This is a genomic window from Bradyrhizobium sp. NDS-1 (genome assembly GCF_032918005.1).
In the GTDB taxonomy this organism is placed as follows: Bacteria; Pseudomonadota; Alphaproteobacteria; order Rhizobiales; family Xanthobacteraceae; genus Bradyrhizobium; species Bradyrhizobium tunisiense.
The window spans coordinates 7,104,789-7,119,918 of the sequence record NZ_CP136628.1; the positions used below are offsets into that span (position 1 = coordinate 7,104,789).

General features: G+C 64.6%; 16 protein-coding genes. 7 read left to right on the forward strand and 9 right to left on the reverse strand.

Translation table 11 applies throughout. From position 1 onward, the window contains the following. Nucleotides 1-16 precede the first annotated feature (16 nt). From RX330_RS33130 to RX330_RS33145, 4 genes are all read right to left on the reverse strand, one after another. Nucleotides 17-556, reverse strand: coding sequence for a hypothetical protein (locus tag RX330_RS33130; RefSeq protein ID WP_317241268.1), 540 nt, complete (start codon nucleotides 554-556; stop codon nucleotides 17-19). Between the two features lie 47 nt (nucleotides 557-603). Then, nucleotides 604-1,206 (reverse strand): YqaA family protein, encoded by a 603-nt coding sequence (locus RX330_RS33135; RefSeq protein ID WP_212087574.1) that lies wholly within the window; start codon nucleotides 1,204-1,206, stop codon nucleotides 604-606. 166 nt (nucleotides 1,207-1,372) lie between these two features. Continuing rightward, nucleotides 1,373-1,777: a phosphoribosyl-ATP diphosphatase gene (hisE, locus tag RX330_RS33140; RefSeq protein WP_007597487.1), complete on the reverse strand. Its 405-nt coding sequence runs from the start codon at nucleotides 1,775-1,777 to the stop codon at nucleotides 1,373-1,375. 117 nt (nucleotides 1,778-1,894) lie between these two features. Beyond that, nucleotides 1,895-2,254: a hypothetical protein gene (locus tag RX330_RS33145; protein WP_212087571.1), complete on the reverse strand. Its 360-nt coding sequence runs from the start codon at nucleotides 2,252-2,254 to the stop codon at nucleotides 1,895-1,897. A 225-nt stretch (nucleotides 2,255-2,479) separates the two neighbouring features. Here RX330_RS33145 and RX330_RS33150 point away from each other — a divergent pair, with 225 nt between their 5' ends. The 6 genes from RX330_RS33150 to RX330_RS33175 all read left to right on the forward strand — a co-directional run bounded on the left by RX330_RS33150 (nucleotide 2,480) and on the right by RX330_RS33175 (nucleotide 10,163). Beyond that, nucleotides 2,480-3,529 carry an ABC transporter substrate-binding protein gene (locus RX330_RS33150; protein ID WP_317241270.1) on the forward strand — a complete coding sequence of 350 codons (1,050 nt, stop codon included), beginning with the start codon at nucleotides 2,480-2,482 and terminating at the stop codon, nucleotides 3,527-3,529. A gap of 84 nt (nucleotides 3,530-3,613) precedes the next feature. Then, nucleotides 3,614-5,422 (forward strand): glucan ABC transporter ATP-binding protein/ permease, encoded by a 1,809-nt coding sequence (locus RX330_RS33155; protein ID WP_212087566.1) that lies wholly within the window; start codon nucleotides 3,614-3,616, stop codon nucleotides 5,420-5,422. Between the two features lie 189 nt (nucleotides 5,423-5,611). Next, nucleotides 5,612-7,123, forward strand: a complete 1,512-nt coding sequence (locus tag RX330_RS33160) for a D-alanyl-D-alanine carboxypeptidase family protein (protein WP_317241271.1) — start codon at nucleotides 5,612-5,614, stop codon at nucleotides 7,121-7,123. A gap of 188 nt (nucleotides 7,124-7,311) precedes the next feature. Continuing rightward, nucleotides 7,312-8,997, forward strand: a complete 1,686-nt coding sequence (locus RX330_RS33165; protein ID WP_212087560.1) for a long-chain fatty acid--CoA ligase — start codon at nucleotides 7,312-7,314, stop codon at nucleotides 8,995-8,997. 15 nt (nucleotides 8,998-9,012) lie between these two features. Beyond that, nucleotides 9,013-9,567: a DUF924 family protein gene (locus tag RX330_RS33170; protein ID WP_212087557.1), complete on the forward strand. Its 555-nt coding sequence runs from the start codon at nucleotides 9,013-9,015 to the stop codon at nucleotides 9,565-9,567. Between the two features lie 110 nt (nucleotides 9,568-9,677). Then, complete coding sequence (locus RX330_RS33175; protein ID WP_212087554.1) at nucleotides 9,678-10,163, forward strand: peroxiredoxin; 486 nt, start codon at nucleotides 9,678-9,680, stop codon at nucleotides 10,161-10,163. A gap of 157 nt (nucleotides 10,164-10,320) precedes the next feature. Here the strand turns inward: RX330_RS33175 and rnhA are convergent, their stop codons facing one another. The 3 genes from rnhA to ispH are packed head-to-tail and all read right to left on the reverse strand — an operon-like array spanning nucleotide 10,321 to nucleotide 12,740. Continuing rightward, entirely contained in the window at nucleotides 10,321-10,785 is a 465-nt protein-coding gene (gene rnhA, locus RX330_RS33180) for a ribonuclease HI (protein ID WP_212087551.1), read from the reverse strand. Continuing rightward, complete coding sequence (locus RX330_RS33185) at nucleotides 10,782-11,765, reverse strand: homoserine kinase (protein ID WP_212087548.1); 984 nt, start codon at nucleotides 11,763-11,765, stop codon at nucleotides 10,782-10,784. The genes rnhA and RX330_RS33185 overlap by 4 nt, the downstream gene beginning before the upstream one ends. 6 nt (nucleotides 11,766-11,771) lie before the next feature. Then, on the reverse strand, nucleotides 11,772-12,740 hold the full coding sequence (ispH, locus tag RX330_RS33190) for a 4-hydroxy-3-methylbut-2-enyl diphosphate reductase (protein ID WP_212087544.1): 969 nt from the start codon (nucleotides 12,738-12,740) through the stop codon (nucleotides 11,772-11,774). 243 nt (nucleotides 12,741-12,983) lie between these two features. Between ispH and RX330_RS33195 the strand changes: the two genes are divergently transcribed. Beyond that, nucleotides 12,984-13,679, forward strand: a complete 696-nt coding sequence (locus RX330_RS33195; RefSeq protein WP_212087541.1) for a DUF1013 domain-containing protein — start codon at nucleotides 12,984-12,986, stop codon at nucleotides 13,677-13,679. A 152-nt stretch (nucleotides 13,680-13,831) separates the two neighbouring features. Here RX330_RS33195 and RX330_RS33200 read toward each other — a convergent pair whose 3' ends face one another. Next, nucleotides 13,832-14,578: an OmpW/AlkL family protein gene (locus RX330_RS33200; protein ID WP_317241272.1), complete on the reverse strand. Its 747-nt coding sequence runs from the start codon at nucleotides 14,576-14,578 to the stop codon at nucleotides 13,832-13,834. Between the two features lie 192 nt (nucleotides 14,579-14,770). Further along, complete coding sequence (locus RX330_RS33205) at nucleotides 14,771-15,031, reverse strand: hypothetical protein (RefSeq protein ID WP_212087535.1); 261 nt, start codon at nucleotides 15,029-15,031, stop codon at nucleotides 14,771-14,773. Nucleotides 15,032-15,130 lie beyond the last annotated feature (99 nt).

The following is a 15,130-nucleotide window of genomic DNA, read 5'->3' on the forward strand; positions in this document are numbered from 1 at the left end:
GCGCGAGGCCTTCACGTCAGTTCTGGCACAGCGCGCTGGTCACGAAAGTATCGGTGCGGCAGTCGTCGGGCTTGCGTTGCCGGCCCGGGATCAGGACCTTGGCCGAGCATTTCTCGGCGGAGTCGGCATTCAGGCTCTTGCCTTCCTTGTAGCCCTTGCTCTGGCAGAGCTGGTCGGCGGCCTGCTTGCAGTCGGGCGCGCCGTTCGACGAGGCTGGACAGGCGACGCGACCCGAGACCATGGTCGACGGCTTGGCGAGCCGCGACAGGTCGTTCATGGTTTCACTGGGGCTTTTGATCGGCGGCAGGATCGAGGGCAGCTTGTCGAACAGCTTGCCCATTTCATTGATCAGGCCGGGATTTTCCTCGCGCGCCGGCGGCGCCGATGGAGCGGGCGTCGACGGCTGAGGCGCGGCTTGTTGCCCCTGCTCCTGCAAACCCAGCGCCGGCGGAGCGGATTGCGCCCACCCGGTCCCGTCGGCGCCGAGCAGCACCAGCAGCACTGCTGAAATCAGCGTCCCGAGCCGCAAGGCCGGATTGCCGGATCGAACCATCATGACGGCAACCGTAGCCGAAGCCGGCGCGGCGGCAAAGCCGCTCGCCTCTAGATCAGCTTGATGGCGACGACGAAGCCGAGCACCAGCACGATGGCGCCGACCGCCACCACGAGACCGAGATGCTTCTCGATCTTCACGCGGATCCAGTCGCCATAGCGGTTGAGCAGGATCGCGACGACGAAGAAGCGTCCGCCGCGCGCAACGATCGAGCACAGGATGAACAGGATGATGTTGTAGCCGGCAAAGCCCGAGGTGATGGTGACGAGCTTGTAGGGGATCGGCGTCAGCCCCTTGAGCAGGATGATGACTGCCCCCCATTCCGCATAGGAGGCGCGGAAAGCCTCGACCTTGCCGCCGAGGCCGTAGACGTCAATCAGCCATTGGCCGACCGAGTCGAACAGCAGCGCGCCGATGGCATAGCCGACGATGCCACCCAGCACCGAGGTCACGGTGCAGACCGCGGCATAGAGCCAGGCGCGCTGCGGACGCGCCAGTGACATCGGAATCAGCATCACATCCGGCGGCACCGGAAAGAAGGAGCTTTCGGCGAAAGACACAATGCCCATGATCCAGAGTGCGTAGGGCTTGTGGGCGGCGTCGATGCACCAATCGTAAATACGTTTCAGCATGGCGCCGCGATGAAGCACCATGGGATGGATTTGTCCATGCCGAGATTGAGGCGAATTATGACGTTTCGAGCATGATCCGGCCCCGCGTGACCGCGCCAGCGCAAGGTGCGCAGCGGTCTTCCAAAAAGATCATGCTCAAACAAGAGGCTGAAGCGCGATGCCCCATTCACCCCGGTTTCATCGCGGTTTAGTGGCGCTTGCGCGCGGTGCGGCCCTCGAGCGCGACAATTGGCCGCCTGGCGGCCACGCGAGGTGACGCGACTTTGGGCAGCTTCATCGCGGATTTCGGCAGCTTCTCGGCGATGCCGAGCATGTCTTCACGCCGCGTCATTTCGCGCCAGACGTCCTCGGGGCGCACGCCGGCCGATGCCCAGAGCACGGTGAGATTGTAGAGGAGATCGGCGCTTTCCCGGATCACGGCCTCGCTGTCGCCGTTGACCGCGTCGATCACGACTTCGATGGCCTCTTCGGCCAGCTTCTTCGCCATTTTGGAAGGCCCGCGCTGAAACAGCCGGGCCGTACGCGATGTTGCCGGATCAAGATCTCTGGCCGCGAGCACAGCCAGATATAGCCGCTCTAGCGAATCACTCATGTACTCAAAATTACTCTAAACCCGTGGCGCGGGCGTTAACGCGCGACAATAAAAGCAGAAAACAGGCCGGCGCGGCAAGCGCGACGGCCTGTTCGCCGATGGCGTATGGCCGATCAGCTAATAGCAGCTGTAGCCGGAATAGCCGTGGGCGCAGGGGTTCTTGTAGCCGCCATAGGTGTAGCGGTTGGGCGAGTCGTAATAATAGGATCCATAGCCGGGGCTGCTGTAATAGACCGGGCCGCCGCCGTAATAGTAACCCGGGCCCGGATCGTAGGCGTAGGCGTCCCGGGTGGCTGCGATCGCAAGACCGGTCGCGGCCAGGCCGAACATCGCTGCAGCGGCGGCGCCGCCGCCACCACCATGCCAATGACGACCGCCCGCGTAGGAGGCGGTGGGTGCAGCGGCAGTCAGAGCCACCACGGCGGCCGTGGCAAGGACGGCCTTGCGGCCGACAAACTTCGAAAGGCTGTCAAACATGATTTGGACCCTCCTTGGGACCTCGGATGGTGCCTGACGACAGGCTGATGTCTGTCAAACACGCGCGACCTAAGTAGGTTCCCCAACCCCAACACAAGCTGAACGGGGTTGCGTAACGATGCCGCAACGCCGCTCATCCTCCGTTCATGTTGGCGCGGACAGACTGACTGCCGGCCGGCGCTGCGAGCGTCACGAAGCCATAACAATGCGGGACCGGCGCAACTGATGTCGGAATTCAAGACGATCGCGCTTCGTTGCCTGCTGGCCCTCTCGATCCCGCTTGCGATGCTGATCGCCCGCAATGTCTGCGCGGCCGAGACTGCTTCGCCTTCCGTTGCGATCCACTTCAGCTTCGACCGACCATTGGATGCGAGCATGGCACCGTTCTTCCTTGCGGCGAAGGACGGCAGGTTCAGCGCCGAGCGTCTCAACGTGTCATTCGCCAGCGCAACCGGATCGCCGGAGGCGCTCGCACGCGTCGCCAAGGGCGACAGCGAGCTTGCGCTCGTCGACATCAACGAGCTGATCCGCTTTCGCGACAAGGAAGATGCGGCGCCGGTCAAGGCGGTGTTCGTGCTGTTCAATCGCGCGCCCTACGCGATCGTCGCGCGCAGGAGCCGAGGCATCCAGGTATTGCCGGATCTCGACGGCAAGACCGTCGGCGTTGCCGACGGCGATCTGTCGATGCGGCTGTGGCCGGCGCTGGCACAGCAGAACGGCATCAAGGCATCGCGCGTCAAATTCCACAAGATTGGCGCCGCGGTGCGCGAGCCGATCCTGTCCGCGGGACAGGTCGATGCGGTCGCGGGCTTCAACTATCTCTCGGCGGTGAATTTGCGCGACCGCGGCGTGCCCGGAGCCGATCTCGTCGTGCTGCGTTACGCCGACTATGGCTGCGAAGCCTATGGCTTTGCCGTGGTGGTCAATGCCGCCTTCGCCGCAGCAAGGCCGGATGCCGTGAAGGGCTTCGTCCGCGCCTTGATCGCCGGCATCGCCGCGACCGTCAAGGAGCCTTCGCGTGCGGCTGACGAGGCCGCGAGCCGCATCGACGGCGGCGAGCGCGACCTGGAGCTGGAGCGCCTGCGCACCGTCCTCGCCGAAAACGTCCTGACCGACGAGGTCAGGCGCAACGGTCTCGGCGGCATCGAACCGCCGCGCCTGGAGCGCTCGATCGACCAGATCGCGCAGGAGTTCAAATTCCGCAAGCGGCCGACCGCGGCCGATATCTTCGACGACCGGTTCCTGCCGCCGGTGGCGGGGCGGCTGATCAACTGAGCAAAACTGACAGCTTCCGCTATATCTCGCGGAAATCCCTGCTTAGAATACGGGCACCGTCATCCGTTCGAGTTCGTCGCCCGCATGTCCATCCTCCGCCTCTACACCCGCGTTCTCGAGCTGCTCGGCAAGGAGGCGCGGCTGGGCTGGCTGCTCGCGGTCGCCAATCTCCTGCTGGCGGCTTCGCAATTCGCCGAGCCCGTTCTGTTCGGCCGGATCATCGACGTGCTCTCGGGCAAGACGGTGGCCGGTTCGAACTCGGCCTGGCCGTTCCTCGTGGCCTGGGTCGCATTCGGGATCTTCACCATCCTGTGCAGCGCGCTCGTGGCCTTGCAGGCCGACCGGCTCTCGCACCGCCAGCGCCAGGCGGTGCTGACAGATTATTTCGAGCACATCCTGCAGCTGCCGCTGACATTCCATTCCGGCACGCATTCGGGCCGGCTGATGAAGGTGATGCTCAACGGCACCGATGCCTTGTGGCGGCTGTGGCTCGGTTTCTTCCGCGAGCATTTCGCTGCCATTCTGTCGGTCGTGGTGCTGCTGCCGCTGTCGCTCTACCTGAACTGGCGCCTTGCCATCCTGCTGTTCGTGCTCTGCATCGTCTTCACCGCCCTGACGACCTTCGTGGTGCGCAGGACCTTCGGCATGCAGATGGAGGTCGAGGAGCATTACAGCGAACTCTCGGCTCGCGCCTCGGACGCGCTCGGCAATGTCGCGCTGGTGCAGAGCTTCGTCCGCGTCGAGTCCGAGGTCAAAGGGCTGCGCTCCGTCGCCGACGAACTGCTGGCCGCGCAGATGCCGGTGCTGTCGTGGTGGGCGCTCGTCACCGTCATCACGCGCGCCTCCACCACCATCACGGTGCTTGCGATCTTCACCTTCGGCATCGCCCTGCATGATCAGGGCCTGACCTCCGTCGGCGAGATCGTGATGTTCGTGAGCTTCGCGACCATGCTCATCCAGAAGCTCGAGCAGGTCGTCAGCTTCATCAACAACGTATTCATGGAAGCCCCGCGCTTGCGCGAGTTCTTCAATGTGCTCGACGCCGTGCCTGCGGTGCACGACCGGCCCGACGCAATCGATGCCGGCAGGCTGTCCGGCCTCGTCGAGTTCAACGACGTCACCTTCTCCTATGACGGCAAGCGGCCGGCGATCGAGGACCTCACCTTCACCGCGCTGCCCGGCCAGACCATCGCGCTGGTCGGCCCTACCGGCGCCGGGAAGTCGACCGCGATCGCGCTCCTGCATCGCGCCTTCGATCCGCAATCCGGCTTCATCAGGATCGACGGCATGGACGTGCGCGGCGTGACGCTGACGTCGCTGCGGCGGAACATCGGCGTCGTGTTCCAGGAAGCGCTGCTGTTCAACCGCTCGATCGAGGAGAATTTGCGCGTCGGCAAGCCGGACGCGACCGAGGCCGAGATGCGCAAGGCGGCCGAGCGCGCGCAGGCGCTGGATTTCATCGAGCGCAGCGGCGGCTTCACGACCAATGCCGGCGAGCGCGGCCGCATGCTGTCCGGCGGCGAGCGGCAGCGCCTGTCGATCGCCCGCGCGCTGCTGAAGGACCCGCCGATCCTGATCCTGGACGAAGCCACCAGCGCGCTCGACGCCGTCACCGAGACCAAGGTGAATGCCGCTCTCGACGAAGTGATGAAGGGCCGCACCACCTTCGTGATCGCCCATCGCCTCTCCACCATCCGCAATGCCACCCGGATCCTGGTGTTCGAAAACGGACGCGTGATCGAAAGTGGAACTTTCGATGAACTCGTGGCCAAAGGCGGCCATTTTGCCGAGCTCGCCAGGGCCCAGTTCATGGTCCATGAAACCGCTCAAGCGAGCACACGGGCCAGCATGACAGCGGCTGAGGCTGCCGCGACGGCGGCCAAATCCCCGTAGCAATTCCTCGTAACATCGTCGAAATTCGGCCTATTTCATTGCGGAATACCGCACTGATCCCCCTATTCTCGACGCACCAGCCGGTATAGGTTTGCGGCGCCGCAAGCGGCGGCGCTGGATTTCAAAACCGAACATCAGATCACGAGGACCGTCCGGAACCGGCCGGTCTCCAAGGACCGGAATCGGATAGTGCACGCCCTACGCCCGCTGCTTCGCAAATCCCTGTTCAACCTGTTGGCTGCGAGCCTCGCATGCGCCGCATTGCTCGCGCCGCGCGCGGCGAGCGCCGAGGCGCTGCTGCTGATCGAGGCCGACACCGGCAAGGTGCTGCAGGCGGATAACGCGACCATTCCCTGGTACCCCGCTTCCGTCACCAAGATCATGACGACCTATGTGACGTTGAGGGCGGTCAAGGACCGCAGGCTCACGCTGGACACGCTCCTCACGGTATCGCCAACGGCAGCCTCGCAATCGCCGTCGAAAATGGGTTTCCGTCCGGGAACGCAGGTCACGGTCGACAACGCGCTCAAGATGATGATGGTCAAGTCGGCTAACGACATGGCCGTGGTGCTCGCCGAAGGCGTCGGCGGTTCGGTCGACGGCTTCTCCGCGATGATGAACGACACCGCGAAGAAGCTCGGCATGACGCAGACGAGCTACGTCAACCCGAACGGCCTGCCTGCCGACGGCCAGGTCACGTCGGCGCGCGATCTCGGAATCCTGGCGCGCGCGTTCCTGCGCGATCTGCCGGAATACGAGTACTTCGTGCACATTCCGGCGATCCGCTTCGGCAAGCGCGTCACCGGCAACTTCAACAAGCTGATCGGCCGCTATCCCGGCGCCGACGGGTTCAAGACCGGCTTCATCTGCGCCTCCGGCTACAACCTCGTGGCCTCGGCGACCCGCAACGGCCGCCGGCTGATCGCGGTCGTGCTGGGTGCGAGTTCCGGCACCGCGCGCGCGGTGAAGGCGGCGCAACTGCTCGAGCGCGGCTTCGCGCAGGACAATCTCACTTGGCTGCGCCCCTCTCTCGGCACGGTCGACAACCTCGTGCCGATCGACGCCTCGCCGCCGAACCTGCGCGACGAGATGTGCGGGCCCCACCGCAAGCGGCCGGCCAGCGACGACGACGGTGCACTGATTGCAGCAAATGGCAGCACCGCCGGATCGGCCTCGGCCACCGGCGGAGAAGCCCAGATCACGTTCTTCACCGCCGGCCTCCAGCCGCCCCCGATGAAGGCGTCCGAGCTGATGGCCTTGCCTCCGGCGGCCGCCGAGCCCGTGCCGGTCTATACCGGCCCAACCCGCACCGGCACCGCCCTGATTGCGGCGGTCGCGGCCGATGCCGATCAGCAGGCCGCCTCCAAGCCGCGTGGCAAGAAGTCGCGCGTCGCCAAGAAGCCCGACGCGGCCGACAAGCCGAAAGATCCGGGCAAGGACAGCAGCAAGGATACCAAGACGGCGGCGGCCAAGCCGGATGCTAAGCCGGATGCCAAGCCGGATGCCAAGCCGGCTGCGGCCAAGAGCGACAGCAAGAGCGACACCAGGACAGCGGCGAAGCCGGCGGCGCCCAAGCACGCCGCCGCCAAGCACGATACGGCGGCAAAACCCGCCGAGAAGCCTGCGGCGAGCGGCGATCCGAAGCCCGCCAAGCCCAAGGCCGCGACCAAGCCCGCCGCCAAGCCGGCCAACAACAGTTAAGGGCCCCCTCACCGCGACAGCCGGCGCTTCGCACCTGCGGCAGCGCCGTTCAGGATAATTCCAGTGGCGACACCCCGACCTTTGCCCTAAGCGTCGACCGCTTGCCACGCGTTCCGGCAGGTTCGATACTGGCGGCAATGAGGCAAGCCCGAGACACAACGGGCTCTGGTCAATGAGGGGAGTTTTCCATGGAGCGCATCTGGCTCAAGCAATATCCGCCCGGCGTGCCCGCCGATATCGAGCCGACGCAATACGCATCGCTGGTCGACCTGCTGGAGGAGAGCTTCACGAAGTTCGCCGACCGCAAGGCGTTCATCTGCATGGACAAGTCGATCAGCTACCGCGACCTCGACCAGATGTCGGTCGCGCTCGCGGCTTATTTGCAGGGCCGCGGCCTGCAGCGCGGCGCCCGCGTCGCCCTCATGATGCCGAACGTACTGCAATATCCGGTCGCGACCGCCGCGGTGCTGCGGGCCGGCTTCGCGGTCGTCAACGTCAACCCGCTCTACACCCCGCGTGAGCTCGAGCATCAACTCAAGGATTCCGGCGCCGAAGCCATCATCGTGCTGGAGAACTTTGCCCACACCGTCGAGCAGGTGATCGGGAAGACCGCGGTGAAGCATGTCATCGTCGCCAGCATGGGCGACCTGCTCGGCTTCAAGGGCGTGATCGTCAACCTCGTCGTCCGCCGCGTCAAGAAGATGGTGCCGGCCTGGTCGCTGCCGGGCGCGGTGTCCTACAACGAGGCGGTTTCGGCCGGCCGCGGCATGACCTTCAGCAAGCCGAAGCTCTCGCCGGGTGACGTCGCCTTCCTGCAATATACCGGCGGCACCACCGGCCTCTCCAAGGGTGCCACCCTGCTCCACCGCAACATCGTTGCCAACGTCCTGCAGAACGACGCCTGGCTCCAGCCGGCGATGGCCGCGCCGCCGCATGTCGATCAGCTCATGATCGTCTGCGCGCTGCCGCTCTATCACATCTTCGCGCTGACGGCCTGCTACCTGCTCGCGGTGCGCGCCGGCGGCTGCAATCTCCTGATTCCCAATCCGCGCGACATTCCCGGTTTCATCAAGGAGCTGGCGAAATACCAGGTCAACAGCTTCCCGGCCGTGAACACGCTCTACAACGGGCTGATGCACCATCCCGATTTCAAGAAGCTCGACTTCTCCAAGCTGAAGATCTCGAATGGCGGCGGCATGGCGGTGCAGCGTCCCGTCGCCGATCAGTGGAAGGCGATCACTGGCTGCTTCATCGCCGAAGGCTACGGCCTGTCGGAGACCTCGCCGACGCTGACTTGCAACCCCGCAACCGCGACCGAGTTCACGGGCTCGATCGGCATCCCCGTGCCGTCGACCTACATCTCGATCCGCGACGACGACGGCAACGAGGTGCCGCTCGGCCAGGCCGGCGAGATCTGCGCCAAGGGTCCACAGGTGATGTCGGGCTACTGGAACAGGCCGGAAGAGACCGCGAAGGTGATGACTGCGGACGGCTTTTTCCGCACCGGCGACATCGGCATCATGGACGAGAGGGGCTACACCAAGATCGTCGACCGCAAGAAGGACATGATCCTGGTCTCCGGCTTCAACGTTTATCCAAATGAGGTCGAGGAAGTGATCGCGAGCCATCCGGGCGTGCTCGAATGTGCCGTGATCGGCATTCCCGATTCCAAGTCGGGTGAAGCGGTGAAGGCTTTCGTGGTGAAGAAGGACCCCAACCTCACCGCAGAGGCGGTGATAAAGTTCTGTCACGAGCAGCTCACCGGCTACAAGGTGCCCAAGCACATCGAATTCCGCACTGACCTGCCCAAGACCAATGTCGGCAAGATCCTGCGCCGGCAGCTCCGCGACGAGAAGAAGGCGGAGGCGGCGTAAGGCCGCCTTTGGTTCATGACTGACGTCGGGCACATCACGCCGTCAGGCATTCTCGCCTTCTGGCGCGAGGCCGGCCGCGAGCGCTGGTACAAGCGCGACGCCGTTTTCGACGCGGAGGTCCGACGCCGCTTTCTCGCCCTGTGGCAGAAGGCGGCCTCCGGCGAGCTTGCATCATGGGAGACCAGCGACGACGGCGCGCTCGCGCTGGTCATCGTGCTCGACCAGTTCCCTCGCAACATGTTTCGCGACACGCCGCAGGCCTTTGCCACCGATGCGCTGGCGCGCGACGTTGCCCGCCGCGCCATCGAAAGAGGCACGGATCGCAGGGTCGATCCCATCCTGCTCGAATTCCTTTATCTGCCTTTGATGCATTCCGAGCACCTGCCCGATCAGCTGCATTGCGTCGCGCTGTTTCAAAACGCCGATAATGCCGAGAATCTGAAATACGCCCGCGAGCACGCCGACATCATCCGGCGGTTCGGTCGCTTCCCCCACCGCAACCGTCTCCTCAACCGGGACACCACCGAGGAAGAGCAGGCCTTCCTCGACGGGGGCGGCTTCGCCGGCTGATGACATCATGGTGAAGGGTCCAGACAGAGGCGCGGCTTCCGCCGCCGGCAATATTGTGCAGGCCGGCGCACCGGTCTAAAAAGCGGGATCGATATTCAGGGAGACTGACGATGGCGATCCAGACTGGCGACAAGCTGCCCGAGGCGAAATTCCGCGTGATGACGGCGGAAGGCCCGCAGGTGAAGACCACCGACGATATCTTCAAGGGCAAGAAGGTGGCGCTGTTCGCGGTGCCCGGCGCCTATACCGGCACCTGCCACAAGATGCATCTGCCGAGCATCTTCCTCAATGCCTACGCCATGAAGGACAAGGGCGTCGACACCATCGCCATCGTCTCCGTCAACGACGCCTTCGTCATGAACGCCTGGAAGCGCGACACCGACCAGCGCGACGAGGCCGTCTTCCTCGCCGACGGCAATGCCGAGTTCGCCAAGGCGATCGGCATGGAGCTGGACGCCTCCGCCAACGGCCTCGGCATCCGTTCCAAGCGCTATTCGATGCTGGTCGAGGACGGCGTGGTGAAGAAGCTGAACCTCGAGGCGATGCCCGGCAAGGTCGAGGTCTCCGGCGGCGATACGCTGCTGGGGCAGCTGTAAGGCTCTCGTCGCGACAAGAGACGCTGTCATGCCCCGGCTTGGCCGGGGCATCCAGTGCGCCGAAGCTTCTCGGCTCAATTACGGCCGTCTCTGGGATACTGGATCGCCCGGTCAAGCCGGGCGACGACAGTTGAGAGTGGAGCGCCGATTGCGCCCCCTACTCGCTCACCCTCTGCTGCAACCGTGCCTTCACGATCCCGTCGCGTGCCAGCTGATCCGCACGTTCGTTCTCGGGGTGGCCGGCATGGCCCTTGACCCAGTGCCAGCGGACCTCATGCTGCTTCAGCGCGGCATCCAGGCGCTGCCATAGCTCGACGTTCTTCACCGGCTTCTTGTCGGCGGTGCGCCAGCCGTTGCGCTTCCAGCCGAAGATCCAGCCCGTGATGCCCTGCCGGACATACTGGCTGTCGGTGTAGAGATCGACGGTGCACGGCTTCTTCAGCGCTTCGAGCGCGGAGATCGCCGCCATCAGCTCCATCTGGTTGTTGGTGGTGTGCGGCTGGCCGCCGTTCAGCTCCTTCTCCTTGTCGCCGAACCTCAGGATCGCGCCCCAGCCGCCCGGCCCGGGATTTCCCGAGCAGGCGCCGTCGGTATAGATCGTGACATTGGGAAGCTCGCTCACGCCGCCTGCCCCGACGGCATCAGCCCATAGTCGCGCACGCTCGTCACGCTCTGGTGAAAGCGCAGCTTGCGGACATATTCCAGCGGATCCTTCGGCTTGACCAGCGCGCCCACGGGCACGTTGAGCCAGTCCACCAGCCGCGTCAGCAGGAAGCGGATCGCAGCGCCACGCGCGAGCAGCGGCAGCGCGGCCTCTTCCGCCTCCGAGAGCTTCCGCACCCGGCCATAGGCGTTGAGGAAGGCCCGCGCCTTGGTGACATTGAAGGAATGATCCGGCTCGAAGCACCAGGCGTTGAGGCAGATCGCGACGTCATAGGCCAGCATGTCGTTGCAGGCGAAGGTGAAGTCGATGATCCCGGAGAGCTGGTCGCCGAGGAAGAAGACATTGTCGTTGAAGAGGTCGGCGTGGATCACGCCCTCCGGCAGATCGGTCGGCCAGACCCCGCTTGAGAGATGATCGAGCTCGGCCGCGAGAAACGCGCGCAGGCCCGGCTGCACTTCGTCGGCACGGTGTGAGGCCGCATCGAACAGCGGCCGCCAGCCGGAGACCGACAGCGCATTGGCGCGCCGAATCGCAAAGTTCGCGCCGGCCAGATGCATCTTCGCCAGCGCCGCGCCAACGCCGGCGCAATGAGCCACGTTCGGCTTGCGTGGCCACATGCCTTCGAGAAAGGTGATGATCGCCGCGGGACGCCCCGACAGCTCGCGCAGCGCCTCGCCGTCCGTTCCCTTCACCGGCAGCGGGCAGTTGATGCCGTGCTCCGCCAGATGCGTCATCAGGGCGAGGAAGAACGGCAGATCGTTCTTCGCCACGCGCTTCTCGTAGAGCGTGAGGATGAACGAGCCCGTACTCGTATGCAGCAGGAAGTTGGTGTTCTCGACGCCCTCGGCGATGCCCTTGTAGGAGAGCAGTTCGCCGAGATCATATTGCTTCAGGAAATCCGCAAGCTCGTCGGCGGCAACGTCGGTGTAGACCGCCATAAAAGTCTACTCGGCGGCGGCTTCAGGGCGCACCTGACGGGGCAGCGGGAAGAACTCGTTCTCCTCCGCAGCCGAGACCGTCTCCACATGCAGCGTGTAACGCTCGGCGAACGCGTCCATGATCTCCTCGACGATCACCTCCGGCGCGGATGCGCCTGCGGTGATGCCGAGACTCGTGATGTTGCCGAACTTGGTCCAGTCGATGTCGGTGGCGCGCTGCGCCAGCACCGCGATCCCGCAGCCCTCGCGCTCCGCGACCTCGCGAAGGCGCTGCGAGTTCGAGGAGTTCGGCGCACCGACCACGATCAGCGCGTCGACCACCGGCGCCACCTTCTTCACCGCGAGCTGGCGGTTGGTGGTGGCGTAGCAGATGTCTTCCTTGTGCGGCCCGTTGATGTTCGGGAAGCGCTCCTTCAGGAGCGCCACGATCTCCGCGGTGTCGTCGATCGACAGCGTGGTCTGGGTCACGAAGGCGAGGTTGTTGGGGTCCTTCGGGGCGATGGTCTTGGCGTCCTCGGCAGTCTCGATCAGGGTCACGGCCCCGGTCGGAAGCTGGCCGAGCGTGCCGACCACCTCGGGATGATGGGAGTGGCCGATCAGGAATATCTCGCGGCCACGCTTGAAGTGGATCGCGGCCTCGCGGTGCACCTTGGTCACCAGCGGGCAGGTCGCATCCAGCGAGAACAGATTGCGCGACTGGGCGTCGGCCGGAACCGATTTCGGCACGCCATGGGCCGAGAACACCACCGGTGCGGTGGTGTTTTCCGGGATTTCGGCGAGCTCCTCGACGAAGATGGCGCCCTTCTTCTTCAACCCATCGACGACGTACTTGTTGTGCACAATCTCGTGGCGAACATAGACGGGGGCGCCGTATTTATCGAGCGCCCGTTCCACGGTGTCGATCGCCCGGACCACCCCGGCGCAGAAGCCACGGGGAGAACAAAGCACGATCTTGAGGTCTGGTTTGGCTGACATTGAGCGATCTCGGGACCGAATCACCTCGCCAAATGGGCGGGGAGCGGTCGATGAATGGAATAGGGCTTAGGTACGGGCTTACAGGGAATTGGGCCCCCTTTCGGGCGCTGTCAAGGCACTATCTATAGCAGAACCATTGCGTGGCTACCCCCTCCCGGCTTATATAGCGCGAATTCCCAGTCATCGCTGATGACCACCGGCTTCGCCTCCAGAGGGGTGGGCGAAGCACAAAGGAGATTTGCCATGAGCAACGCACCTCTGATGCCCAAGGCGACCGCCGTCTGGCTGCTCGACAACACCGCGCTGACCTTCGACCAGGTCGCCGATTTCACCAAGATGCATCCCCTCGAGGTGCGCGCGATCGCCGACGGCGATGCGGCCCAGGGCATCAAGGGCATGGATCCCCTCTCCAATGGCCAGCTGACCCGCGAGGAGATCGAGAAGGGCGAGAGCAATCCGGATTACCGGCTCCGCCTCCAGGAAAGCAAGGTGGTGCTGCCACCCCAGCCCAAGCGCAAGGGCCCGCGCTACACCCCGGTCTCGCGCCGCCACGAGCGTCCGAGCGCCATCCTCTGGCTGCTCCGCAACCATGCCGAGCTCAAGGACGCCCAGATCATGCGCCTGGTCGGGACCACCAAGAGCACGATCGCGAGCGTGCGGGACCGCACCCACTGGAATACCTCCCAGCTGACCCCGATCGACCCCGTCACCCTTGGCCTCTGCTCGCAGATCGAGCTCGATTTTGAGGTGGCGCGCGCGGCCAAGGAGAAGCCGATCGACGCAGCCTATGGCGGCGCAACCCTGCTGCCGGCGTCCGAGACCACCAAGAAGGACGAGTTCGAGCCGGCCGAGCGATCGAGCGACGACCTCAACCTCGACGCCGTATTCGCCAAGTTGAAGACGCTCGGCGGCAAGAAGCAGGAAGACGAGGAGGAGTAGTTCCTCTCTCGTTCATTCACCATCGAATGCAAACGCGGCGGGAGAACCCGCCGCGTTTTTGTTTGTGAGAGGGCTTTGAGCGATAGAGCGCGCCACACCCGCGCAGTCGTCCCCGGGACGACTGCGGAGTTGTCGTTCTATGCGAGCGTCCCTCAGAACTTGTACGTCACGCCCGCGCCGACCAGCCACGGATCGATATGCGCGGTGCCGGTGACCGGCAGGCCGGAGACGGTCGCGCTGTAATCCGGACGCAGCCAGAGCTTCTTGACGTCGACGTTGAGACCCCAGTGCCGGTCGATCATGTAGTCGAAGCCGAACTGCACGGCGCCGCCCCATGCATTGCTGACGTGCAGGTTGGTGGTGGTGGCGACGATCGCGGGCGGACCGGCGATGGCGGCCGGCGCATTGGCCGCCGAATTGTTGAAGAACACGGTGTAGTTGACGCCGGCGCCGATATACGGCTTGAACGCGCCGAACTGGTCGAAGTGATATTGCAGCGTCAGCGTCGGCGGCAGCAGCGTGGTCTTTCCGATCGGCAGGTTCGCAAGCGAGCCGGTGCCGCTGATCGAGTGCCGGGTGACGCCGAGGATCAGTTCGGCCGCGATGTTCTTGGTGAAAAAATAGCTGATGTCGAGCTCGGGGACGACCTGGTCGCTGATCGACAGGCCGGAATTCGGCGACGACAGCGAGGGCACGCCCGCCACATTGACGGTCGAGCCGCCGGCATCGGGCAACACGCCGAGCACGCGCAGGCGCACCATCCACGGATTGAACGCCTCCACCTGCGGCGGCGCCTTCTTGTAAACCGGCAAATCAGCCGCCTGCACCGATGCAAACATGCCCGCGATCATCGCACCAACCGTCGCAAGCCGCGCCAGGTTTCTTGTCGTTCTCTGCATTTCAATCCCCTTCAGCCGTCTCTCGCGCGTCGTTGCGCGACAAGAGCGTCAGAGCAGAAAGGGGATGGTGAAGGATTTGATGCCGATCAAACCAGGCGAAGGCCGCCACGATTTGGCCACGGCGTTGCAGATGTGCCACGGAAACAGCGCATGCGTTGTGCGCGGCGCGGCAGGAAAATGCCGCAGCTCACATCAAGGCCGCTCGGGATGGTTCAGCATGTATTCGCCGAGGTCGCGCTGGCGACGGTCGGCACGCGCGGTGGCGGCGTTGCGCTGGACGTCGCGGTCCTTGCGGCAGGCCACGTATTCCGGCGAGCCTACCGCATAGCCGCGGCTCTGGCAGACCGCGTCGTCATCGTCACCACCCGCCGCCACCGGCGTCTGATAGCGCGAGGAGCAGGCGGAGAGCATGAGGCCGGCAAACACAATCGCAAGAAACGGCTTCGAATTCATAGCAGCTCTTTCGTCCTCATGGCGAGGAGCCCGCGCAGCGGGCGTCGCGAACCATGCAGGCCCGGATGCAGCAGCGGGGCCTTTCATCCTTCGAGATGC

Bases quoted from the DNA above. Each gene is read 5' to 3' on its own strand.
- RX330_RS33130 (WP_317241268.1), bottom strand. From the start codon at position 556: ATGATGGTTCGATCCGGCAATCCGGCCTTGCGGCTCGGGACGCTGATT.
- RX330_RS33135 (WP_212087574.1), bottom strand. From the start codon at position 1,206: ATGGTGCTTCATCGCGGCGCCATGCTGAAACGTATTTACGATTGGTGC.
- hisE (WP_007597487.1), bottom strand. From the start codon at position 1,777: ATGAGTGATTCGCTAGAGCGGCTATATCTGGCTGTGCTCGCGGCCAGA.
- RX330_RS33145 (WP_212087571.1), bottom strand. From the start codon at position 2,254: ATGTTTGACAGCCTTTCGAAGTTTGTCGGCCGCAAGGCCGTCCTTGCC.
- RX330_RS33150 (WP_317241270.1), top strand. From the start codon at position 2,480: ATGTCGGAATTCAAGACGATCGCGCTTCGTTGCCTGCTGGCCCTCTCG.
- RX330_RS33155 (WP_212087566.1), top strand. From the start codon at position 3,614: ATGTCCATCCTCCGCCTCTACACCCGCGTTCTCGAGCTGCTCGGCAAG.
- RX330_RS33165 (WP_212087560.1), top strand. From the start codon at position 7,312: ATGGAGCGCATCTGGCTCAAGCAATATCCGCCCGGCGTGCCCGCCGAT.
- RX330_RS33170 (WP_212087557.1), top strand. From the start codon at position 9,013: ATGACTGACGTCGGGCACATCACGCCGTCAGGCATTCTCGCCTTCTGG.
- RX330_RS33175 (WP_212087554.1), top strand. From the start codon at position 9,678: ATGGCGATCCAGACTGGCGACAAGCTGCCCGAGGCGAAATTCCGCGTG.
- RX330_RS33185 (WP_212087548.1), bottom strand. From the start codon at position 11,765: ATGGCGGTCTACACCGACGTTGCCGCCGACGAGCTTGCGGATTTCCTG.
- ispH (WP_212087544.1), bottom strand. From the start codon at position 12,740: ATGTCAGCCAAACCAGACCTCAAGATCGTGCTTTGTTCTCCCCGTGGC.
- RX330_RS33195 (WP_212087541.1), top strand. From the start codon at position 12,984: ATGAGCAACGCACCTCTGATGCCCAAGGCGACCGCCGTCTGGCTGCTC.
- RX330_RS33200 (WP_317241272.1), bottom strand. From the start codon at position 14,578: ATGCAGAGAACGACAAGAAACCTGGCGCGGCTTGCGACGGTTGGTGCG.
- RX330_RS33205 (WP_212087535.1), bottom strand. From the start codon at position 15,031: ATGAATTCGAAGCCGTTTCTTGCGATTGTGTTTGCCGGCCTCATGCTC.